The organism is Salipiger thiooxidans, assembly GCF_900102075.1.
GTDB classification, from domain to species: domain Bacteria; phylum Pseudomonadota; class Alphaproteobacteria; order Rhodobacterales; family Rhodobacteraceae; genus Salipiger; species Salipiger thiooxidans.
The window spans coordinates 1-20,840 of record NZ_FNAV01000035.1 but is presented as its reverse complement, the minus strand read 5'-3'; the positions used below and the strand labels follow the sequence as shown (position 1 = coordinate 20,840).

Here is a 20,840-nt window from a genome sequence, read left to right as displayed (position 1 = left end):
AGTGTCACGGCAGACGGTGCCTACGACACCCGCAAGTGCCACGATGCCATCGCTGAACGCGGCGCTCACGCCGTTATTCCACCCCGCAGGAACGCCAAGCCGTGGAAGGTGATCAACAGCTGGCGCGGCCGCCCGAGACGAGGCCCTGCGCGCCGCGAAATACCTCGGCCGGGCCCTCTGGCGACGATGGAGCGGATACCACCGCCGGAGCCGCGTCGAGACCAAGATGCATTGTGTGAAACTGCTGGGCCAGCGGCTCATGGCACGGGACTTCGACCGACAGGTCGCCGAGCTCCAAGTCCGCATCGTCGTCCTGAACGGCTACACCGCGCTCGGCATACCCACAATTGGCTCGACAAGTTTGGACTGCAGGTCGTCATCAAGACGAGTGAGATGCTGGGAGCAGTCCTGCGCAGCGGTGCGAACGTCGATTTACTAGCCTTGGATGAACGAGGTTGGGCGGCCTCGGGTGGAGCGGGGTTCTCTGTCCTCTCAGCGGGTGAAGCGGCTTTTCGTGAAAGCCTTCGCGATCTCCAGCGTAGACATGGTGGATCGACTGGCGGTCCCCAGGCGCATTTCGGGCGGTTCTACCAGTGGCTCTATTCAGGTGCGAAGGCGCAGCAATATGATCGTGTAAGGGACATCGTGCACGACCACATCACCTCTTCATATCCGATTGCTACCGGCACTGTGGTGCTTGGCAAACCTTGTGTTCGACGCCGTGTGCATTCAGTGGCATCCGCCGCGAAAGAAGCCGGTCTTCATCCCAAGAGACTGCGCAGTATCCTTGAAGCAGAAGGCTTTTTGCAGAGTCCGTCCGGAGCAAGCCGAAACGACGGTGAGTATCTGTTCGACGCCGAGCTGGTTAGGCCGCTCCTTATAAACACATCAATGTCGGTTTGCCAGGGGAGAGCTCAGCGGGAACTTGGGATTTCCAGAAGCCAGTTCGACGTCATGCGCAAATGGGGGTTTGTTGCGCCTGTCAGCGAGACTGCGAAGGCAAAACCCCGCTACTCAGTCCTGGCGATCCGTGAGTTCCGGAAAAAGATACTGAGACACGCGGAAACTGTTGCGGTTCCTGAGGCCGGGCAGTCCGATCTTCAAACTGCGGCTCGCAAGGTGGTTTGCAGCACGGGCGAGATCGTGACTCTCATCCTTAGCAATCATCTGAAATTCGTTGGATGCCTCCCGCGCCAACGCAACTTCGGCGGCCTTCTTGTCGACGTCGAGGAGGTGAGGGCAAAGCTCGCGATACCCCCCGATGATGGGTTGACCAAGCCGGAACTGCAAAAGAGGCTTCATGCTAGTTACGCGATGGTGAAATGGCTCTGCGATGAAGGCTATCTGCCGCTTGAGCGCAGCAGGTCACGCGCGTCAAAAGGCGCGGGAGGTCGCCACGACCGACGCATATGTTGCGTCGGGCTATGCCAGGAAGAAAGTCGAGATGCTCTTCGCCCACCTCAAGCGTATACTCGGTCTCGACCGCCTTCGCCTCCGAGGACCGAACGGCGCCAAGGACGAGTTCCATATAGCGGCAACCGTCCACAACCTCCGCAGACTCGCCAAGCTGAGGCCGTCACTGGCCTGAGACATCAGCAGGGACGCTCTGCCTAACTCGCCGGCCGGAAATTCGGGTCGAGTTTTTCAACGCCATCCGGACGAAGCCGACTTTCACCGCCGTCGGATTTCATCGAATGGCCCACCCACAGAGCGCGTTACAAGGTCGTGAGCCCGATACCTTGCGCGTGGCGTGAGTTGGCCGCGACCTCTTGTTCAGCTGTCGCCAAGACGTTAGTCTGACATCCGTGACCGACATTGCCGTGAACGATCCGAGCGGCAAGATCATACGAGAAAGACAGACGATGGCTTCAAACGAAGGGCCGGTCACAGTCGGCTTGCTTTACTCGCAGACCGGCGAAACTGCCGTAATCGAACGTGCACAACGCCAGGGTGCGTTTCTGGCGGTTTCCGAGATCAACGCCGAAGGCGGCGTCCTCGGGCAGCCGTTGCGGACCCTCGATTGCGATCCGGCGTCGACACCTGCCAAATTCCGGGAGGAAGCCGAACGGTTGCTGGCGCAGGGGGCAGATGCGCTCTTCGGGTGCTACATGTCGTCGACGCGCAAGGCGGTGCTGCCGGTGATCGACCGCCGCCGCGCCCTGCTGTTCTATCCCACGGTCTACGAAGGGTTCGAATTCCTCGAAGGCTGCGTCTATTCCGGAGCGACCCCGAAACAGACGGCCCGCATGCTGGCGGATTTCCTGTGCGAGACCTACGAGCCGCGCTTCTTCTTTGTCGGCTCCAACTACGTCTTTCCCTATGAATCCAACAGGATCATGCGCGATCTGATCGCCAATCGCGGCGGCAAGGTCATCGACGAGATCTACATTCCCCTGCGACCCTCGAAATCCGAGGTCGACGAGGCCATACACAAGATCCGCCGGGCGGGACGGGTCGTGATATTCTCGACAGTCGTGGGAGAGGGGGCGGTCTCCTTCTACCGAGCCTATCATGACGCGGGCTTCGACCGGAGCGTGCAACCAATTGCATCGTTGACCTTCGGCGAGCCTGAATGCCAGGCGGCCGGGATGGAGGCGTGCATCGGCAACATCACGTCAGCCCCCTATTTCAGCGTGATCCGCAGTCCGGCCAACCAGCGCTTCGTTACCGCCTATCGCAGCATGTTCGGTGCGGATGCGCCGATCTCTTCCGAGGTCGAGGCAGCCTATTTCCAGGTCCGCATGTACGCCGAAGCGGTGCGCCGCGCCGGCACGACCTCTCGGGCAGAGATCCTCGAGGCCCTGCCGACGTTCACATTCGAGGCCCCGCAGGGCACCGTCCGCATCGACCCGGTGACCCACCACACCTATCTCTGGCCGCGCATCGGCGTTGTGAGGCCGGGTGGCGCGTTCGAGATCGTGCGCGAGGCGAGCGCGCCCGAGGCACCAGAGCCCTATCTCGTGGAACACGATGATGCCGCGAGTCTCGCCCGTGCCGGCGCGGGCGGGGACTGATGGCGCGGTTCCGTCTGAAGGATCTGCGCAGCCTTACGGTGGCGGTGGTGCATCCGCCCGATCCCGAGTGCCAGACCATCCTCGAACAGCTCGCGCGCATCGGCTGCCGGACCGAACTCGTCTGGCCGCCGGAAAAGGGGCTTCCGCCCAAGGTCGACGTGGTCTTTGCCGGGCTGTTCTTCGACAGTCATGAGCAGGTCCGTTCGATGATGCGCAAGGTCGACAGGCCCGCTCCCGCGCTTATCTGCGTGGTTGATTACGAAAACCCGGCCATGCTGGAGATCGTCGTCGACATCGGCGCAGTGGCGGTGACCTCGAAGCCGGTGCGCAGCTTCGGGATCATGACCAACATGGTCGTCGCCCGCGCCAACCAGCAGCGGCAGGATGCGCTGCGCGACCGGGCCGCCAAGCTCGAAAAGAAGCTCTCCGGTCAGAAGCAGATCGCCAGCGCCAAGTCGATTCTGATGAAGGTGCAGGGGATTTCCGAGGAAGACGCCTTCGATACGATTAGAAAACAGGCAATGTCCAAGCGATGTTCGATAGAAGACATGGCAGAAGCAATCATCAAGGCAAATGACCTGTTGTCGGGTGGAAAGGGCGCAGTATAACGAATCAACGGTTGGCCAATGACGCCCATCCGTTGAAGCAACGAAGCTCGCAACATTACCTTTGCAGGTAGGTGTGGGCATTTTTCGTTTTCGGTCGGCCCAATGACGCGCCGGCCGGTTCCGCGCCACTTTGTGGCCGAAGCGCCCCTGCGGTGTGTCGCAGGACTCAAACCGCCTCATCTCTCCGGGCCCTAAGGTCCGCGAGTTCCTCAACCCATCGGTCACAAACGATAAATTGCACGGTCCATCTGCGTGCGGGCGCGTCTTGCGCCTGCGCGGACGGGACAGGTGCGCACAGGGAGACCCAACATGACGACCAACCGTCGATCCTTTCTGAAGACCGGCGCCGCCTTCGGCGCCGCGCTCGCCGCCCCCTCGCTGATACCCGGCCGCGCCGGTGCCGCCGGCGAGATCGAGGTCGGCGTCCTGTTCTCGCAGACCGGGGGCCTCTCGATCGTCGAGAAATCGCTGGCCGATGCCACGCTCATGGCCATCGAGGAAATCAACGCCGCGGGCGGCGTGAACGGCATGACCATCAAGCCGGTGGTCGAGGACGGCGCGTCCGATCCCAAGACCTTCAACGAGAAGGCATCGAAGCTGGTGCTGCGCGACCGGGTCCCATCGGTCTTTGCCTGCTACACCTCGGCGTCGCGCAAGGCGGTGCTGCCGGTCTTCGAGCGCCGCAACAACATGCTGTTCTATCCGACCTATTACGAAGGCTTCGAATGCTCGAAGAACGTGGTCTACACCGGCGCGGTGCCCAACCAGCAGCTGTCGAACTTCATTCCATGGATGATCAACACGCTGGGCAAGAAGAAGATCTTCATCGTCGGCTCGAACTACATCTACCCGCGCGAGATGGCGAAGGTCTCGAAGATCCTGATCGAGCAGAACGGCGGCGAATGGGTGGCGGACGAATATCTCGAGCTGGGCCACTCCGAATGGGGCGCGATGGTCTCGAAGATCAAGGCGTCGGGCTGCGATGCGGTGCTGTCCAACGTGGTCGGGGACAGCGTCATCGCCTTCTACCGCGAATTCCGAAACCAGGGCATCAGCCAGGAGGACATCCCGATCTGCGCCACCGTCACCTCGGAAATCGAAATCGCGGCGATGGGGGCGGAATACGCCGCCGGGTCCTACACCTCGTTCCCTTATTTCCAGGCCATCGACAGCGAGGAGAACAGGTCGTTCATCGAGCGGTACCGCGCCTACACCGGCAACCCGAACGCCGTGACGCACCACGCGATGGAAAGCTCTTATTTCCAGGTCTACCTGTGGAAGCAGGCGGTCGAGGCGGCGGGCGAGGCTTCGCCGGATGCCATCCGCGAGACCATCGGCGGCCAGACCTTCGATGCGCCCAACGGCAAGGTCATGGTCGATCCCGAGAACCTGCACACCTACCTGACCCCGCGCATCGCGCAATGGGGCGAGGACGGGCAGGGCACCATCATCGAGGCCTATGACGAGCCGGTCGAGCCGCTGCCTTACGTGGCCTACGGCGAGACGCCCGAGAACCTGTTCTGCACCACCGACGGGCTCGACAGCGCCAAGCTCTGAGCCCTTCCGGCGAGGGCTCCGGCCCTCGCCCTTCTCCGCAAAGGACCCGCGCCCATGACGGAAACCCTGTTCATCGGACTGTCGCTGTCGTCGATCCTGCTCCTGATCGCGCTTGGCCTGTCCATCACCTATGGCGCCATGGGGGTCATCAACATGGCCCATGGCGAACTGGTGATGATCGGCGCCTATACGGCGGTGCTGTCCGGGATCTACCTGAACCTCAACTTCTTCCTTGCGCTGCCGCTGGCCTTCGCGGTGTCCGCCCTTGTCGGCATGGCGCTAGAAAGGCTGGTGATCCGGCGGCTTTACGGGCGCATCATCGACACCCTGCTGGCGACCTGGGGCGTCGCCATCGTCCTGCAACAGCTGATCCGGCTGGAGTTCGGCCTGAGCTTCTTCGGCATCCATGTCGAGGGTCTGGGGCCAGGGCTGCAAAGCATGGACGTGCCGTCCTTCCTGACGCAGCCGTTCGAGATCGGCGGCGTGCCGATCCAGCCCTATCGCAGCTTCATCATCGTGGTGACGCTGTTGCTGACGCTGCTCACCTGGTTTCTGATGTATCGCACGTCGATGGGCACGCAGGTACGCGCCATCATGCGCAACCCGCAGATCGCGGCGGCCTGCGGGATCGACGTTCGGCGCGTCTCGGCCTTCACCTTCGCCTACGGCTCGGGGCTGGCGGGCGTTGCCGGCGTGCTGCTCGCGGGGTTCAAGACCGTGATGCCCGACATGGGCGCCTCGACCGTGGTGGACGGGTTCCTCGTGGTGGTCGTGGGCGGTGTCGGCTCGCTGCTGGGCACGGTGCTCGCCTCGGGGCTGCTGGGGCAGATCAACGGCGTCTTCGCCATTCTCTTCAATGACATCCTCGCCCGCGCCGTCGTCTTCGGCGTGGTGATCGCCATCATCCTGTGGCGCCCGCGGGGCCTGTTCTCCTTCCGCTCGAGGTAACCCATGACACGCAACACGCTGTTCAGGCTGGGCGACTGGGGCATCTACGCGCTCTTCATCGTCATCGTGCTTGGCCTTCCGCTGATGATGGACGACGTCTTCTGGCTCAACCGCATCGCCAAATACCTGGTCTACGGGATGCTCGGCATCGCCATCGCGCTCAGCTGGGGCTACGCGGGCATCCTCAACCTCGGGCAGGGGCTGTTCTTCGGCCTCGGGGCCTACATGGTCGCCATGTCGCTGAAGCTGCAAAGCTACACCTCGATGCAGCAGGGCAGCGACAGGCCGGTGCCCGACTTCATGCTCTGGAACGCCGAGCCGGGCGCGCCGACGGAACTGTGCTGCATCGTCAAGGGCTCGTGGCTCTGGCTGCCGTTCCAGGCGCAGTGGTTCGGCATGGTCATGGCCATCGCGGTGCCGGTGATCGTGGCGCTGATCCTGTCGTCGGCGATCTTCAGGCTGCGGGTGTCGGGTGTCTATGTCGCGATCATCACGCTGGCGCTGGTGCTGCTGGTGCGGCTGCTGATCATCGATGCGCAACCGGTGACGAACGGGTTCAACGGGCTGACCGACCTTGGCTGGCTGACCGTCGCGGGCATCGAGTTCGACCCCTACATGGTCTCGACCTACTACATCGTCGCCGTGTCCACCTGCGCGGTGCTTCTGCTGACGCGCTGGCTGGTCTCGACCCGCGCCGGGCTGATCCTGCAATCGACGCGCGACGATCCCAACCGGGCGCGCTACCTCGGCTATGATGTTGCCGCCTACCAGGTGTTTTTCTTCACCGTCTCGGCAGGGATCGCGGGCTTTGCGGGGATGCTCTACGTCATCGCGGCGGAATTCGCCTCGCCGTCGTTCCTCGATATCACCTTCTCGATCTCGATGGTGGTCTGGGCCGCCGTCGGCGGGCGCTCGTCGCTGATTGGGGCCGCCATAGGCGCCATCCTCATCAACACCATCGAGGCGACCGCTTCGGAAACCGAGATGTTCCAGGAAGCCTGGAAGCTGATCATCGGCGTCATCTTCGTGCTGGTCGTCCTTTACATGCCGCGCGGCCTTGCCGGGCTGGCGCAAGATCTTGCGGGGCGCATCGCCGATGCGCGCGTCGGCGGCAAACAGCGGGCGCGCACCGGCGCCCCGGCGGAATAAGGGGAGGGCGCAGCCATGGTCGCGGCACTCACGATCGACGCGCTGGAAGTGGATTTCGGCGGCTTCAAGGCGGTGGACGGCCTGACCACCGTGATAGACGAGGGCGAGCTGCGCGTCGTTCTCGGCCCCAACGGCGCGGGCAAGACGACGCTGATGGACCTGATCAGCGGCAAGACCGGCTCGACCGGGGGCGAGGTGCGGCTTTTCGGGCGCGACATCACCAACCGGCCGGAACATCAGATCGCGCGTGCCGGGGTGGGGCGCAAGTTCCAGATCCCCTCGGTGTTCCGCGACCTGACGGTGCATGACAACCTGCGCGTTGCCGTGAGCCAGGTGCCGGGCGTCTTCCGCAACCTGCGGCTCGGCATGGCCGCCGCCGACCGGGCGCGCATCGAGGAGGTCATCGCGCTCACCGGGCTCGAGCCGGTGCTCGACACGGTGGCGGGCGATCTCAGCCACGGGCAGATGCAATGGCTCGAACTGGGCATGCTGATCACCCAGCAGGCACGGGTGATCCTGCTCGACGAGCCGACGGCGGGCATGACCCAGGCCGAAACGCTCAAGACCGCCGACATCATCCTGAGTCTCAAGGGCAGCCACACGCTGCTGGTGGTCGAGCACGACATGGCCTTCGTGCGCAAGATCGCCGAACGGGTGACGGTGATGCACATGGGCAAGCTGCTGGCTGAAGGCCCGATGGCAAAAATCGAGGCGGACCCCGCCGTGCGCGAAGCCTATCTCGGCACCGGAGGACTGCACTGATGCTCTCGCTTGCAAATGTCGACAGCTTTTATGGTCGCAGCCAGGCGCTGCATGCCATGACGATCAGCGCGCCTAGGGGCGCGGTCCTCGGTATCCTCGGGCGCAACGGGGTCGGCAAGACGACGCTCCTGCGCACCATTCTCGGGCTCACGGACCGGTCGGAGGGGGTGATTGCCCTCGGCGGCACGCCCATCGAGGCCTTCCCCACCCATGAACGCGCCCGCGCCGGCATCGCCTATGTGCCGCAGGGGCGGATGATCATCCCCGATTTTACCATCCGCGAGAACATCCTGATGGGAGGCTTCGCCGCCACCGGCGCCCGGCGCATTCCGGACATCGTGCCCGAGCTGTTCCCCTATCTGATGGACAATCTCGACCGTCCCGGCGGCGTGCTGTCCGGCGGGCAGCAGCAGCAGCTTGCCATCGCCCGGGCGCTGGCCTGCAAGCCGAAGGTCCTGCTGATGGACGAGCCGACAGAGGGCATCCAGCCCAACATCGTCGCCCAGATCGAGGACATCATCATCCGGCTCAACACCGAGCTTGGCCTGACCATCCTTCTGGTCGAGCAGAACGTCGCCTTCGTGCGCCGCGCCGCGAAGGCCTTTGCGATGATCGAACACGGCACCGCCGTCGAATCCGGCCCAATCGACACCCTGACCGACGCAATGGTCCACAAACACATGGCAATCTGATGCAGATGATCACCGACATCCTCGGCCCGGCGGCCGACTACCACGATGCGTTGCACCGGCTGGACCATCGCCACGCGGTCGATGTGCTTCGCCTGCCGCGCGCCGATCTGGCGCGCCGCCGTCTGCGCGCCATCAGCGAGGGCGGGCGGGAGATCGCCCTCGCCCTTCCGCGCGAGGTGCAGCTCTACGACGGCGCCGTGCTGGCGATTGACGAGGACAGCGCGCTGGTGGTGCGGGTCGAGACCGAGCGCTGGCTGCGCCTTGCCGCCCGCAACGGCGCGGTGGCGCTGAAGCTGGGCTATTTCTGCGGCAACCTGCACTGGCGCGTCCGCTTCGAGGGCGAGGAGCTTCTCGTTGCCCTCGAACAAGAGGATCGGCTCTACCACGACCGGCTCGCCCCGATGATCGCCGCTGGTGAAGTCATGGTCCTGCCCGACCGCGAGAGTCAGCCCGCATGAGCGACGCGCTTTCCCTGCTTCGGCTGCTGCAATGTTCGGACAGCGCCTTTCCCTCGGGGGCCTTCGCCTTTTCCTCGGGGCTGGAGACGCTGGTGAACGAAGGACGCGTGCAAGGTGCCGACGACATGGCGCGGCTGCTTGAGGCGCAGGTGATCCCGCGCTGGCTGGAATTCGACCGTCCCTTCCTGCGCCGCGCCTTTCATGCCGAGGGGCCGGAGGCGCTGCTGGACATCGACACCACCTGCCATCTTCAGAACACCGTCGAACGCCTTGCGACCGCATCGCGCCGCATCGGACGGTCGCTTCTGACGGTGCATGCGCGCGTCGGCACGCCGGGCGCCGAGGCTTACCGCAACCACCTGCGCGCGGCGGCGCTGCCCCATGCAACCGGCTACGAGCCGGTGGTGCAGGGGATGATCGGCGCGGGCCTCAGGCTGAGCCTCGCTCAGGCCGAAGCCGGGGCGTTGAACACCGTCGTCACCGGCATGACCTCGGCGGCGGTGCGGCTTGGCAGGCTGGGCGCGCTGGATGCGCAGAGTGTGCTCGCGGGCATTGCTGCCGCGATGGCCGAGGGGCTCGCCGGCACCGCTCCCGCGCAGCCCGGCGCCTTCGCCCCCCTTATAGAGATCGCGGCGCAGCGCCGCATGGCCGGGCAGATCAGCCTGTTCGCCACCTGAAAGACCGGAGTTCCCACCATGTTGCTCACCCCGACCGAGCTGGAACGGCTCACCATCTTCACCGCGGCGGAACTTGCCCGCAAGCGCCGCGCCCGTGGCCGGACGCTGAACGCGCCGGAGGCCGTGGCGCTCATCTGCGACGAGATCCTCGAAGGCGCGCGCGACGGGCGCTCCGTGGCCGATCTCATCTCCTTCGGCTCGACCATCCTGTCGTCGGATGACGTGATGGAAGGCGTCGCCGAACTCCTGCCGATGATCCAGGTCGAGGCGGTCTTCCCGGACGGCACCAAGCTGGTGACGGTGCACGACCCGATCCGCCCCGGCATGAAGGCCCCCGAGGGCCGCGTCGGCATCCCCGGCGAGATCCGCGCCGCCGAGGGCGAGATCGAGCTCAACGCCGGGCGCGAGCGCACCAGCCTCGTGGTCAAGAACACCGGAGACCGGCCCGTGCAGGTCGGCAGCCATTACCACTTCTTCGAGACCAACAAGGCGCTCGACTTCGACCGCAAGGCGGCCTTCGGCTTCCGGCTCGACATTCCGGCGGGCACCGCCGTTCGCTTCGAGCCGGGGCAGGAGAAGGAGGTCACTCTTTGTACCTTCGGCGGCGGCAAGGTCCTGTCGGGCCTCAACAATCTCACCAACGGTGCGGATCGCGAGACGGCGCTGGACCGCGCCCGCGCCGCCGGCTTCAAGGGAGCCTGATCATGGTCAAGATGACACGTGCGGAATACGCGGCCATGTTCGGGCCGACCACCGGAGACCTGATCCGGCTCGGCGACACCGAGCTCTGGGCCGAGATCGAGCATGATTACACCAGCTATGGCGACGAATGCCTGCACGGCGGCGGCAAGACGCTGCGCGACGGGCTGGGGCTGGCGGTCGGCGTGACCTCGGCGCAGGGCGCGCTCGACATGCTGATCTGCAATGTCGTGGTGATCGACGCGGTGGCCGGCATCGTGAAGGGCGATATCGGCATCAGGGACGGCAAGATTGTTGCCATCGGCAAGGCGGGCAATCCCGACGTGATGGACGGGGTCGATCCGCGGCTCATCGTCGGCGCGGGCACCACCGTGCGCGACGCTGAAGGCATGATCGCCACGGCGGGCGCCATCGACGTGCATGTGCATTTCGACAGCGCGCAGCTGGTCGACCATGCGCTGTCGTCGGGCATCACCACGATGCTTGGCGGCTCGCTGGGACCGATCACCGTGGGCATCGACTCGGGCGGGCCGTTCAACACCGGCAAGATGCTTCAGGCCGCCGAGCACTGGCCGATGAACTTCGGCTTTCTCGGGCGCGGCAACGCCCACCGGCCCGAGGCGATGCACGAGCAGATCCGCACCGGCTGCCTCGGCCTCAAGATCCACGAGGACTGGGGCGCCATGCCTGCCGCCATCGACGCCTGCCTCACCGTCGCCGACGAGCTGGATTTCATGGTGCAGCTGCACACCGACACGCTCAACGAAAGCGGCTTTGTCGAGGATACGCTCGCGGCCATCGGCGGGCGCGCCATCCACATGTACCACACCGAGGGCGCGGGCGGCGGGCATGCCCCCGACATCATCCGCGTGGCCGGGGTGCAGAACTGCCTGCCGTCCTCGACCAACCCGACGAACCCCTTCACCGTCAACACCTTCGACGAACACCTCGATATGACCATGGTGTGCCACCACCTGTCGCCGTCGATCCCCGAAGATGTGGCCTTTGCCGAAAGCCGCATTCGCGCCCAGACCATCGCCGCCGAGGACGTGCTGCACGATATCGGCGCGATCTCGATGCTGGGCTCGGACAGCCAGGGCATGGGACGCATCCACGAGGTGATCCCGCGCACATGGCAGCTTGCGTCGAAGATGCGGGTTCAGCGCGGGCGGCTGCCGGACGAGACCTCTGCCAACGGCGACAACCTGCGCATCAAGCGCTTCATCGCCAAGTACACGATCAACGCCGCCCGCTGCTTCGGTATCGAGAAGCACATCGGCTCGATCGAGCCGGGCAAGATGGCCGACATCGTGCTGTGGCGGCCGGGCTATTTCGGCATCAAGCCGGAACTGGTGGTGAAGGGCGGCTTCATCGCCTGGGGGGCGATGGGCGACAGCGCGGCGTCGCTGATGACCTGCGAGCCGCTGATCATGCGCCCGCAATGGGGCGCTTTCGGCAAGGCGGCTCCGGCACTCGGCGCCTGTTTCGTCAACCCGCTCGCTATCGAGGACGGGCTCGACGGGGCGCTTGGCCTGACCAAGCCGCTGCTGCCCGCGGTCGGCACGCGGCAGCTGCGCAAGTCGGACATGCTTCTGAACGATGCCTGCCCCGACATCCGCGTCGATCCCGCGACCTTCGAGGTCTTCGTCGACGGCGAGCTGGCCACCTGCGAGCCCGCCACCGAACTTCCCCTTGCGCAAAGGTACATGCTGCGATGAACGTCTCCCCCCCTATCACACGCAAAGGCCCCGGCGCCGCGCGCATCGGCATCGGCGGCCCCGTCGGCTCGGGCAAGACCGCGCTGATCGAGGCGCTGATCCCCGTCTTCAAGGCGCGCGGCATCGAGATTGCCGTGGTCACCAACGACCTCGTCACCAAGGAAGACGCCCGCCGCCTTCAGGCGGGCGGGCTGATCGACCCGGACAGGGTGCTCGCGGTCGAGGCAGGGGCCTGCCCGCACACCGTCATCCGCGAAGACCCGACGCTGAACATCGCGGCGGCGGACGATCTGGAGGCGGCCTTTCCCGGGCTCGACCTGATCATCATCGAAAGCGGCGGCGACAACCTTGCGTCGACCTTCTCGCTCGATCTGGTGGACTGGTGGATGTTCGTCATCGACGTGGCGCAGGGCGACGACATTCCGCGCAAACGCGGCCCCGGCATCGTACAGTCGGACCTGCTGGTGATCAACAAGCTGGACCTTGCGCCGCATGTCTTCGTCGACGCAGCGGCGATCCTCGCCGAGGCGCGGCAGATCCGTGGCGATGCCCCGGTGATCGGATGCCGGGCGCGGGGGGCGACGGTCGAGGGGATCGACCAGATCGCCGACACCATCGCCCGCGAACTACTGTTCCAAGATATTCCCGCGTGAATTCCAGCGCCTTCATATCGCTCACCCGTCCGGTCCGGGCGCGGCTGTCCTTCCGCGACGTGGTCGGGCGCACCCATCTGATGGAGCAGCTGACCCCGCACCCGTTCCACATCACCCGGCCGTTCCGCCACCCGGCAGATCCAGAGGGCATGGCAACGCTCTACCTGCAAAGCTCGTCCGGCGGGCTGTACGGCGACGATGACCTCGGCCTCAAGGTGCAGGTCGGCGCCGGGGCGGCGGTGCATCTGACCACGCAGGCCTCGAGCGTCGTGCATGATGCGCGCGGGCGGCCCGGCAGCGTGCAGGAGGTGACGCTCGACGTGGGCGAAGGCGCGCTGCTGGAATATCTGCCCGACCCCGCGATCCTGATGTCCGGAGCGCAGCTCGACAACCGGGTCAGCGCGCGGCTGGGGCAGGGGGCGCGGCTGCTGATGGCAGACGCCCAGCTGATCCACGATCCGGACGGCGACGGGCGGCCCTTCGGGCACCTCGCCAACAGCGTCGCGCTGGCCGGGCCGGAGGGACCACTGATACTCGAGCGGTTTGAGCTACAGGGCGGCGATTGGCTGGCCCGCACCGGGGGCGCGCGCTGCGCTGGCATGATCATTGCCGCGAACCTTCCCGGCAGCGCGCCTGCCTTGGCCGAGGCCGTCGAGGCGACGGGCGCCTATGCCGGCCTGTCCGAATTCGGCGACCGGGGCGTCAGCGTCCTGCGCTTCCTTGCCGAGGATGGCGTTCAGCTCAGCCGAGCGCTGAGCGCCGCCTGGCGCGCCCACCGCATCCAGACCACCGGCGCGGAGCCGCATCCACGCCGCAAGTAGACCAGAGCCCCGCAAGGGGCGCATCGACCGGGCCACCCCGGCGCAACCACAGGAGAGGACACCATGCATCACGGTGATATCGGAAGCAGCAACGACACGGTCGGCGTCGCAGTCGTCAACTACAAGATGCCGCGCCTTCATACCCGGGCCGAAGTGCTCGAGAACGCGAAGGCCATCGCGGAAATGCTCAAGGGTATGAAGAAGGGTCTGCCGGGCATGGATCTGGTGATCTTCCCCGAATATTCGACCCACGGCATCATGTATGACGAGACGGAGATGTACGAGACCGCCTCGCAGATCCCCGGCGACGAGACCGAGATCTTCGCCGCCGCCTGCCGCGAGGCGGATGTCTGGGGCGTGTTCTCTCTGACCGGCGAGCGACACGAGGAGCACCCGAACAAGGCCCCCTACAACACGCTCATCCTGATGAACAACAAGGGCGAGATCGTGCAGAAATACCGCAAGATCATGCCCTGGGTGCCGATCGAGGGCTGGTATCCCGGCGATTGCACTTATGTCTGCGAGGGGCCAAAGGGGCTCAAGGTCTCGCTGATCATCTGCGATGACGGCAACTACCCCGAGATCTGGCGCGATTGCGCCATGAAGGGCGCGGAACTGATCGTGCGCTGCCAGGGCTACATGTACCCGGCCAAGGAACAGCAGATCATGATGTCGAAATGCATGGCGTGGTCGAACAACTGCTATGTCGCCGTGGCCAATGCCACCGGCTTCGACGGGGTCTATTCCTATTTCGGCCATTCGGCGATCATCGGCTTCGACGGGCGGTCCCTGGGCGAATGCGGTACTGAGGAGATGGGCATCCAGTACGCCCAGCTGTCGGTTCCCCTGATCCGCGAGGCGCGCCGGACCATGCAGTCCAACAACCACCTCTTCAAGCTGGTGCACCGCGGCTACACCGGCATGATCAACTCGGGCGACGGCGACAAGGGCACCGCCGCGATGCCCTACGAGTTCTACCGCAAATGGGTCGAGGACCCGGATGGCACGCGCGAGGCGGTCGAGGCGATGACCCGCTCGACGGTCGGCACCTCGGAAAGCCCGATCGACGGGATCCCGAACGAAAAGATGGAAAGCGAACACCGTTGAGCCGATTGGGGCGCCGCTCCCCGTCGGCGCCCCTGACTGCGGCCCGGTCCCTGTCTGGACCGGGCCGCTCTTCCGAAGTCGCGCCGAGGAGCCGAAGATGACAAACACCCTCGATGCCTGGCGCATCGGGCAGGAGCCCGCCTACCATGCCGCCGGTGACGAGATCACCGGCTATGCCGCTGCATATGCCGCACGTCTGCCGGTGATGCTCAAGGGGCCGACCGGATGCGGCAAGACGCGGTTCGTCGAACACATGGCCTGGCGGCTTGGCCGCCCCCTGGTCACGGTGTCGTGTCACGAGGACATGACCGCCTCGGATCTGGTCGGGCGCTATCTGCTCGGCCCCGAGGGCACGCACTGGCAGGATGGCCCGCTGACGCTGGCAGTGCGCTACGGTGGTATCTGCTATCTCGACGAGGTGGTCGAGGCGCGGCAGGACACCACCGTCATCATCCACGCGCTGACCGACAACCGCCGTGTGCTGCCGCTGGAAAAGAAGGGCGAGCTGGTCAGCGCCCACCCCGATTTCCAGCTCGTGATCTCGTACAACCCGGGCTACCAGTCTGTTCTGAAGGATCTCAAGGAAAGCACCAAGCAGCGCTTCTGCGCGATGGATTTCGATTATCCCGCGCCCGAAATCGAGACGACGATCGTTGCCGCCCAGTCCGGGCTCGACGATGGCGTCTCACGCCAACTGGTGCAGATCGGCGGCAAGAGTCGCAACCTGCGCGGTCACGGCCTCGACGAGGGAGCCTCGACCCGGATGCTGATCCACGCCGGGCGGCTGATCCGTGAAGGGCTGCCTCTGCGGCAGGCCTGTGCGCTGGCGCTGATCACCCCGCTCACCGACGATCCCGACATCAGGGTAGCGCTGCAAGATGCGGTGGACGCCTGTGCCTGACGGCGACCAGGCGCGTTGGCCGGATGCGACCCGCGCCGCCTTTCCCGGCGATGCGCTGGATCGGTTCGCCGCGATGCATGCCAGACTTGCGGGGGCCGGCTATGGCGGCGAGGTGCCCCGTGTCTTTGCCATTACGGCGCGGCAGGTGGCCGAGCGGCTGGGTACGGAACCGGCCCTGGCTCTTGGCCCGGCCGCCTCTCGCGTGGCGATCAAGGCACGCCCGCGTATTGCCGCTCTCTACCTTCATACCGCAGCTGCGATCGCCCGCAAGCTGGAGAGCCCGGCATTTGCACGCTGGCAGGAGCGCATGCTCGACGTCCTGCGTGCGGCACCGGAGAGCCTTCTTCCATTGCTCGAACGCATGGAGATGCTGACGGAGCGGCTGCCCCCCGAGGCGCTCGACGCCTGGATCGACACCGGCCTGCGGTTCGCCGGGCGCGACGCCGCCAAACGGCTTGCCTTTTTCAGGCTCGAGACGCCCGAAGCCCGGCGTCTGCTCGAACGTCACGCGGGTGAAGACATTTTCCGGACGCTCGAGCAGGCGCTGGTTGCAGGGCACCGCGCGCTCTGGGGGCGGGTCCCGCCGCTGCGTGAGGCCCTGCCGGATGCAACGGGGCACACGCCCCGACGCAGCAGCTTCGGCATGGGCGTGCTGTGTCTGCCGTCCAGCTTCCCGGATCATCGCGGGCGCGAGGCTCTGCTCTATCGCGCCGCCATGGCGCATGTCGGCGCGCATCTTGATTATGGGGGCGCGCCCTTCGAGGTTGGTCAGCTGAAGCCGATGCAGATCGCGGTCGTCTCGCTGATCGAAGACGCTCGAGTCGAGACGCTTGCTATGCGCGATATGCCGGGGCTTAGGCGGCTCTGGGGCGCCTTTCACGAAATCGGCCCGGACGGGGTCGCCACCGCGCCGTCGCTCTTCGCGCGGCTGGCGCGGGCGCTGTTCGATCCCGATTTCCCTCGCAAGCACGGCTGGGTTGCCAAGGGCGCGGCCCTGTTCGAGGCACAATCCGGGCGCCTGCATGATCCGGCCATCTCACGCCAGATCGGCAACCTGCTTGGCAACGATCTCGGTCAGACGCGCGTGCACTTCAATGCGAAGGGCTACATGGTCCAGCCTGTCTATCGGGACGACAACGTCGGTCTCTGGAATTTCCCCGACGACATGCACGAGCCCCCGGAGCAACAGCATGAACTGCCCATCGAGACCCGTGACAGGCGCCGTGCCGAGGCTGGCGAAGGCCCTCCGAACCGCGATCCGCCGGAAAAGGCGCCTGGGTCGCTCTCGGTTGAAGAGGTCGCGCCACAAGACGGAGAGCAGCTCATGGTGCTGCCCGAATATGACTACGCGGCAAGGGTCGAGCGACCCGATTGGGTGGCAGTGAACCGCTACGTCCCTGGTGCCGGAGATCCTGGTTTCTGGCAGCGGCTTCAGGAAAGGCATCCTGAAGCGCTGCGCCGCACATCCGCGCTGGTTTCACAGGCCAGCGTCGGGCAGCGGCGGAGGCTGAAACGGCAGGCAGAGGGTGAGACGCTGGATCTGGATGCGGCCATCGATGCGGCCATCGACCTGCGTGGCGGAAGACTGCCCGATCACCGTGTTTACGAAGGAACATCCGCCCCGAACCGCTCGATTAGCGTACATCTCCTTCTGGATAGCTCTCGATCAACGGGGGATACGACCGGATCGGGCAGCGTGCTGGAGCTGGAACGCGATGCTGCCGGAATCCTTGCTCTGGCGATGGACCGGCTGGGCGATCCACTTGCGATTTCTGCCTTTTCATCACGCGGTCGCGAGGACATGCGCATCACCGAGGTAAAGAAATTCGACGACCGCCTCGGCATGGCGACAGGCATGGGGCTTACCGGGCTCAGGCCCGCGTGGTCCACACGCATCGGCGCGGCGATCCGATATGGGGGCCGATCGCTAGAGCAAATGGCATCGCACCGCCGGCTTGTCCTTCTCCTGACCGATGGCGAGCCGTCGGACATTGATGTGCCTGACCGCGCCTATCTTGTCGCCGATGCCAGGCGGGCCGTGCAGATGCTCTCCGCAAAGGGAATCGACTGCTTCTGCATCGCGCTTGGAGACACGGCGGGAGGCCGTCATGCGGAGATATTCGGTCGCGGCCGCTTCGTGACCATCGAAGATATCGCGACCCTCCCGGAACGGCTCACGGCGCTGTTCCTACGTCTGAGCAATTAGGGCGTCAGGGGCGGGCTACATTGAGACTTGAGGGACGAGCTGAATGCGGGACGCCTCTCAGCCGTTCCAGAACACTCAGTTGAAATGCAGCCTGACCCAGGTGCCGAACGGAGTGCGGTCAGCTCCCGTTCGCTACAGAGCCAACGTAGCCCATCGCGACCCGAAAGCGTTTCTCCGGGACCTTCTACGCAAGCCGAGCTCTGTCTGCGCCAATGGGCTTCATAGCCACGCGCCCAACGCAGGTCGTCGGGCAAAGCCCTCAGAGAGTGCCCTCGTTCGTCATCGACATCGGACGCGTCGTCGAGCCGTCGCGGTAGGCGATGCACTGCCAGGGTGCCCCCTGGGGGCCGACGCCGACGATCACTTCCGTTCCTGCCTCCGAGAAACTCGACCGGATGACCATGACATCCCCGTTATTTGTTTCGATGGAGACGCGTTGCAGGCAGGCCTGTTCCGCCGAAGTCGGAGCGGATATCACCGTCTCGCCTGTATCTTCGACGCAACCTGTCAGAGCGAAGGTCACGGCAAGTGCGGAAACTATGTGTAATATGTTCATCTTGTCCTCCTTTTTAAATGTTCGACGCCAGGGCTCTACCCGGTAGCCCAGGTGACAACGGCAAGCATGCCGACCAGGATCGGTTGGTGAATGAGGTAGACCAGGAGGCTGTGCCGACCTGGGAGCGTCAGGATAACTGGCGGCGGCGCTCGCCACACTGGCTCCAGCCGGACAGGGTCAACGGTCTTGGCAAGCGACATACCGAGCAGGAATGGAGCGAGCCAGGGGACGAGCGGAACGAAGTCGAGCGCCGGGGGAACGTTTGCCCCAAGCCCTGTCCACGCCAGGCTCACCGGAAGGTCGAGGCTGCGGCCAAACGCGAGCGACATCCAAAGAACTAGGACAGCGCCGAGAGCGGCCGCTGCCGCCGGAAGACGCAGAAAAAGAAGCCCCAAAACGCCGGACAGGGCGATCGCGTGCAATATCCCGAAGCGGACCCAGGCGGCGGGCATGGCAAGGCGGGTCACCACCGAAACCAGGATGGCAGCCATCGCGATACTCGCGAAACGCCTTGCCCAAGGGCCGAAGCGCAAACCGTCACCGTGCGCGTCGACAAGGCTGACGCCCGACAGAAAGAGGAACATCCCGACGATACACCGTGCGAAAACCGCCCTGAAACCGCCGAGCGTCGTTCCTTGGGCAATAAGCGCAAACATCTCCAGGTCACGAACGAAGTGGAAGACGATCATCGCCGCAAGCGCCACGGTTCGCGCGATGTCGAGCCACAGCAGGCGAGCACGGCTTTCGCGCGGAGCCAGGACAACGGGATGGTGATCTTCTGCACTCAGCACGGTTTCGACGCGGTTGTCATTCGCCGCTCGCTGCGCGCAGCTGGTCCATAATCGCGGCACACTCCCTGTAGCTTCCAACGATTACGGCGGGGGTCTCCGCATCGACCATCTCGGCGAGGTCCGCGGCCGCGCGATTGAGAGCCTGGTCCACCTCTTCTGCGGTCAGGAGACCGTCTTCCTGGGCAGCCCGCACCGTGCTGCAGATGCCTGCGGAGAGGCCCGTCGCCAGGCCCACTCCGGCGGCCGATCCGCCGATCAACGCGCCGCCGAACAGTGTTCCGAGAACAATGCCAACGACCAGCGCGATGACACCGACAAAGGCTTTTCCCATCTGAGCCCCCCTTTTTTCGGTAGCTGCCTAGTACGGCCAGATGACGTTCAAGAGAAAGATCACCACGCAGATTGCGAAGAAGAGCGGTCAGCTCTAACGCGGGCCGCCGTCTTTGTGACGTACATAATAACCCGCTTTCTGCATTCTGATCATTGTCACAAGGATCAGGACTGCCGCGACGAGAGAATGGGCCAGGTCAAAGTGCATTCTTGTCCGTCCTTTCCGGTCAGTTCCGCTCCCGTCTCAACCTGCGACACAGGGCAGTCAGGATCACGATGTTGATGAGCGGAGCGAGCATGGCCATGATCAGCCCCGCTCTTTCAGGTAAACCGTGTAGCCAAAGGGCCCACGGAAGGCCGAGAGGCAGGAGGAACACCCCGGAAAGGGGGTCCTTCTCCTTCCCGAAAAGGCCGAAGGTCTCGATAGCAGGATGATCATCGCCACCCCCCAGAGGATGAGGTAGATCACCAGCCCCCACTTGCAGATGCGTCCCACGCGCCTTGCGTCAGCAGTCTTCGGCTGGAAGCATCGTCACGTCAGAATAGCGACCATCTGATGTGGTGACGCTCGCGCAGGCTCCGGTTTCGCGGTTGAACCAATAGGTCGTCAGCCCGTCGCTGCGGATCGCTTCATAGCCTAAAGCACGAATGCCACCCTCAGCCTGGCCAGCCCGGGCGCCTTCGAAGGACGACAGATCGGAGGCGCTGCCAACGGCAGGTGTGCCTGCGGCGGGCGCATCCATGCTGCCCGAGTCTTCGACGCATCCGCTGATCGCCATGGCGGCGATGGCGCCGAGTGCAAATGTGGTCTTGTTCATCTTGGTCCTCTCTACGGTTGCGAAAAAGATCTCACTGGATGGGCTCTGTTGCACAAATCGCGTGAGGGATTCATCTCGTGAATCCAGCGTGGTAGCCGGGATGCATGAGCAGACCCATACCCGCGACCTACAGGACCAGGAACTGGCCAGCCTATAACGAAGCGCTCAAGCGCCGGGGTTCGCTGACGATCCACTGACCGGCAGTGCATTGCGCAGCAATGTCACGAGAGGTTGGTTCGACCCTGAGATGAGCTGGGATGGCGCGGCGACAGGCCGGCGTGGCCGACAGCAGACCTACAGCGATGCCGCTATCCAGACGTGCCTTTCGATGAAGGTTTTGTTCGGCATGGCGCTCCGGCAGACAACCGGGTTCGT

21 protein-coding genes and 3 pseudogenes are annotated in these 20,840 nt (G+C 64.8%); 19 read left to right on the top strand and 5 right to left on the bottom strand.

Going from position 1 to position 20,840, the window contains the following annotated elements; translation table 11 throughout:
• Positions 1-439: pseudogene (locus BLQ77_RS26640) on the top strand (transposase); the annotation flags it as partial.
• A 575-nt stretch (positions 440-1,014) separates the two neighbouring features.
• Here BLQ77_RS26640 and BLQ77_RS26635 read toward each other — a convergent pair.
• Positions 1,015-1,302 (bottom strand): hypothetical protein, encoded by a 288-nt coding sequence (locus BLQ77_RS26635; protein ID WP_131822071.1) that lies wholly within the window; start codon positions 1,300-1,302, stop codon positions 1,015-1,017.
• 67 nt (positions 1,303-1,369) lie between these two features.
• Between BLQ77_RS26635 and BLQ77_RS26630 the strand changes: the two are divergent.
• The 17 genes and pseudogenes from BLQ77_RS26630 to BLQ77_RS26550 all read left to right on the top strand — a co-directional run.
• Positions 1,370-1,588, top strand: a pseudogene (locus BLQ77_RS26630) (transposase); the annotation flags it as partial.
• 217 nt (positions 1,589-1,805) lie between these two features.
• Entirely contained in the window at positions 1,806-3,014 is a 1,209-nt protein-coding gene (locus BLQ77_RS26625; protein WP_242661881.1) for a transporter substrate-binding domain-containing protein, read from the top strand.
• The gene (locus BLQ77_RS26620) at positions 3,014-3,622 is read left to right on the top strand and encodes an ANTAR domain-containing response regulator (protein ID WP_089964111.1); all 609 of its coding nucleotides are present in this window, start codon (positions 3,014-3,016) and stop codon (positions 3,620-3,622) included. The genes BLQ77_RS26625 and BLQ77_RS26620 overlap by 1 nt, the downstream gene beginning before the upstream one ends.
• A gap of 309 nt (positions 3,623-3,931) precedes the next feature.
• Positions 3,932-5,179 (top strand): transporter substrate-binding domain-containing protein, encoded by a 1,248-nt coding sequence (locus tag BLQ77_RS26615; protein ID WP_008883171.1) that lies wholly within the window; start codon positions 3,932-3,934, stop codon positions 5,177-5,179.
• A 54-nt stretch (positions 5,180-5,233) separates the two neighbouring features.
• On the top strand, positions 5,234-6,127 hold the full coding sequence (gene urtB, locus BLQ77_RS26610) for an urea ABC transporter permease subunit UrtB (protein WP_089964110.1): 894 nt from the start codon (positions 5,234-5,236) through the stop codon (positions 6,125-6,127).
• A 3-nt stretch (positions 6,128-6,130) separates the two neighbouring features.
• Positions 6,131-7,276, top strand: coding sequence for an urea ABC transporter permease subunit UrtC (gene urtC, locus BLQ77_RS26605; RefSeq protein WP_008883010.1), 1,146 nt, complete (start codon positions 6,131-6,133; stop codon positions 7,274-7,276).
• A 15-nt stretch (positions 7,277-7,291) separates the two neighbouring features.
• Positions 7,292-8,038, top strand: a complete 747-nt coding sequence (urtD, locus tag BLQ77_RS26600; RefSeq protein WP_089964109.1) for an urea ABC transporter ATP-binding protein UrtD — start codon at positions 7,292-7,294, stop codon at positions 8,036-8,038.
• Positions 8,038-8,730, top strand: coding sequence for an urea ABC transporter ATP-binding subunit UrtE (gene urtE / locus BLQ77_RS26595; protein ID WP_008883493.1), 693 nt, complete (start codon positions 8,038-8,040; stop codon positions 8,728-8,730). The genes urtD and urtE overlap by 1 nt, the downstream gene beginning before the upstream one ends.
• Complete coding sequence (locus BLQ77_RS26590; protein WP_008883277.1) at positions 8,730-9,188, top strand: urease accessory protein UreE; 459 nt, start codon at positions 8,730-8,732, stop codon at positions 9,186-9,188. The genes urtE and BLQ77_RS26590 overlap by 1 nt, the downstream gene beginning before the upstream one ends.
• Positions 9,185-9,865: an urease accessory protein UreF gene (locus BLQ77_RS26585; RefSeq protein ID WP_089964108.1), complete on the top strand. Its 681-nt coding sequence runs from the start codon at positions 9,185-9,187 to the stop codon at positions 9,863-9,865. The genes BLQ77_RS26590 and BLQ77_RS26585 overlap by 4 nt, the downstream gene beginning before the upstream one ends.
• An 18-nt stretch (positions 9,866-9,883) precedes the next feature.
• Entirely contained in the window at positions 9,884-10,567 is a 684-nt protein-coding gene (locus tag BLQ77_RS26580) for an urease subunit beta (RefSeq protein WP_008882960.1), read from the top strand.
• 2 nt (positions 10,568-10,569) lie between these two features.
• Complete coding sequence (gene ureC / locus BLQ77_RS26575) at positions 10,570-12,282, top strand: urease subunit alpha (RefSeq protein WP_089964107.1); 1,713 nt, start codon at positions 10,570-10,572, stop codon at positions 12,280-12,282.
• Positions 12,279-12,935: an urease accessory protein UreG gene (gene ureG, locus BLQ77_RS26570; protein ID WP_089964106.1), complete on the top strand. Its 657-nt coding sequence runs from the start codon at positions 12,279-12,281 to the stop codon at positions 12,933-12,935. The genes ureC and ureG overlap by 4 nt, the downstream gene beginning before the upstream one ends.
• Complete coding sequence (locus tag BLQ77_RS26565) at positions 12,932-13,756, top strand: urease accessory protein UreD (protein ID WP_089964105.1); 825 nt, start codon at positions 12,932-12,934, stop codon at positions 13,754-13,756. Before ureG ends, BLQ77_RS26565 begins: the two co-directional genes overlap by 4 nt.
• 63 nt (positions 13,757-13,819) lie before the next feature.
• The gene (locus BLQ77_RS26560) at positions 13,820-14,863 is read left to right on the top strand and encodes an aliphatic amidase (protein ID WP_089964104.1); all 1,044 of its coding nucleotides are present in this window, start codon (positions 13,820-13,822) and stop codon (positions 14,861-14,863) included.
• A 97-nt stretch (positions 14,864-14,960) separates the two neighbouring features.
• Complete coding sequence (locus BLQ77_RS26555) at positions 14,961-15,764, top strand: CbbQ/NirQ/NorQ/GpvN family protein (protein WP_089964103.1); 804 nt, start codon at positions 14,961-14,963, stop codon at positions 15,762-15,764.
• Positions 15,757-17,970, top strand: coding sequence for a nitric oxide reductase activation protein NorD (locus BLQ77_RS26550; protein WP_089964102.1), 2,214 nt, complete (start codon positions 15,757-15,759; stop codon positions 17,968-17,970). The genes BLQ77_RS26555 and BLQ77_RS26550 overlap by 8 nt, the downstream gene beginning before the upstream one ends.
• 259 nt (positions 17,971-18,229) lie before the next feature.
• Here BLQ77_RS26550 and BLQ77_RS26545 read toward each other — a convergent pair whose 3' ends face one another.
• From BLQ77_RS26545 to BLQ77_RS26525, 4 genes are all read right to left on the bottom strand, one after another.
• Positions 18,230-18,526 (bottom strand): hypothetical protein, encoded by a 297-nt coding sequence (locus BLQ77_RS26545; RefSeq protein ID WP_089964101.1) that lies wholly within the window; start codon positions 18,524-18,526, stop codon positions 18,230-18,232.
• A 35-nt stretch (positions 18,527-18,561) separates the two neighbouring features.
• On the bottom strand, positions 18,562-19,317 hold the full coding sequence (locus BLQ77_RS26540; RefSeq protein WP_242661880.1) for a heparan-alpha-glucosaminide N-acetyltransferase: 756 nt from the start codon (positions 19,315-19,317) through the stop codon (positions 18,562-18,564).
• A gap of 16 nt (positions 19,318-19,333) precedes the next feature.
• Positions 19,334-19,648 carry a hypothetical protein gene (locus tag BLQ77_RS26535; RefSeq protein WP_089964099.1) on the bottom strand — a complete coding sequence of 105 codons (315 nt, stop codon included), beginning with the start codon at positions 19,646-19,648 and terminating at the stop codon, positions 19,334-19,336.
• A gap of 505 nt (positions 19,649-20,153) precedes the next feature.
• Entirely contained in the window at positions 20,154-20,465 is a 312-nt protein-coding gene (locus BLQ77_RS26525) for a hypothetical protein (RefSeq protein ID WP_089964098.1), read from the bottom strand.
• Positions 20,466-20,569: 104 nt separating this feature from the next.
• On the opposite strand from BLQ77_RS26525, the pseudogene BLQ77_RS26520 reads away from it, so the two are divergent.
• Positions 20,570-20,840, top strand: a pseudogene (locus BLQ77_RS26520) (transposase); the annotation flags it as partial.

Coding starts and splice junctions, on each gene's coding strand:
- BLQ77_RS26635 (WP_131822071.1), bottom strand. CDS start 1,302: ATGAAGCCTCTTTTGCAGTTCCGGCTTGGTCAACCCATCATCGGGGGG.
- BLQ77_RS26620 (WP_089964111.1), top strand. CDS start 3,014: ATGGCGCGGTTCCGTCTGAAGGATCTGCGCAGCCTTACGGTGGCGGTG.
- BLQ77_RS26615 (WP_008883171.1), top strand. CDS start 3,932: ATGACGACCAACCGTCGATCCTTTCTGAAGACCGGCGCCGCCTTCGGC.
- urtB (WP_089964110.1), top strand. CDS start 5,234: ATGACGGAAACCCTGTTCATCGGACTGTCGCTGTCGTCGATCCTGCTC.
- urtC (WP_008883010.1), top strand. CDS start 6,131: ATGACACGCAACACGCTGTTCAGGCTGGGCGACTGGGGCATCTACGCG.
- urtD (WP_089964109.1), top strand. CDS start 7,292: ATGGTCGCGGCACTCACGATCGACGCGCTGGAAGTGGATTTCGGCGGC.
- urtE (WP_008883493.1), top strand. CDS start 8,038: ATGCTCTCGCTTGCAAATGTCGACAGCTTTTATGGTCGCAGCCAGGCG.
- BLQ77_RS26590 (WP_008883277.1), top strand. CDS start 8,730: ATGCAGATGATCACCGACATCCTCGGCCCGGCGGCCGACTACCACGAT.
- BLQ77_RS26585 (WP_089964108.1), top strand. CDS start 9,185: ATGAGCGACGCGCTTTCCCTGCTTCGGCTGCTGCAATGTTCGGACAGC.
- BLQ77_RS26580 (WP_008882960.1), top strand. CDS start 9,884: ATGTTGCTCACCCCGACCGAGCTGGAACGGCTCACCATCTTCACCGCG.
- ureC (WP_089964107.1), top strand. CDS start 10,570: ATGGTCAAGATGACACGTGCGGAATACGCGGCCATGTTCGGGCCGACC.
- ureG (WP_089964106.1), top strand. CDS start 12,279: ATGAACGTCTCCCCCCCTATCACACGCAAAGGCCCCGGCGCCGCGCGC.
- BLQ77_RS26560 (WP_089964104.1), top strand. CDS start 13,820: ATGCATCACGGTGATATCGGAAGCAGCAACGACACGGTCGGCGTCGCA.
- BLQ77_RS26555 (WP_089964103.1), top strand. CDS start 14,961: ATGACAAACACCCTCGATGCCTGGCGCATCGGGCAGGAGCCCGCCTAC.
- BLQ77_RS26545 (WP_089964101.1), bottom strand. CDS start 18,526: ATGAACATATTACACATAGTTTCCGCACTTGCCGTGACCTTCGCTCTG.
- BLQ77_RS26535 (WP_089964099.1), bottom strand. CDS start 19,648: ATGGGAAAAGCCTTTGTCGGTGTCATCGCGCTGGTCGTTGGCATTGTT.
- BLQ77_RS26525 (WP_089964098.1), bottom strand. CDS start 20,465: ATGAACAAGACCACATTTGCACTCGGCGCCATCGCCGCCATGGCGATC.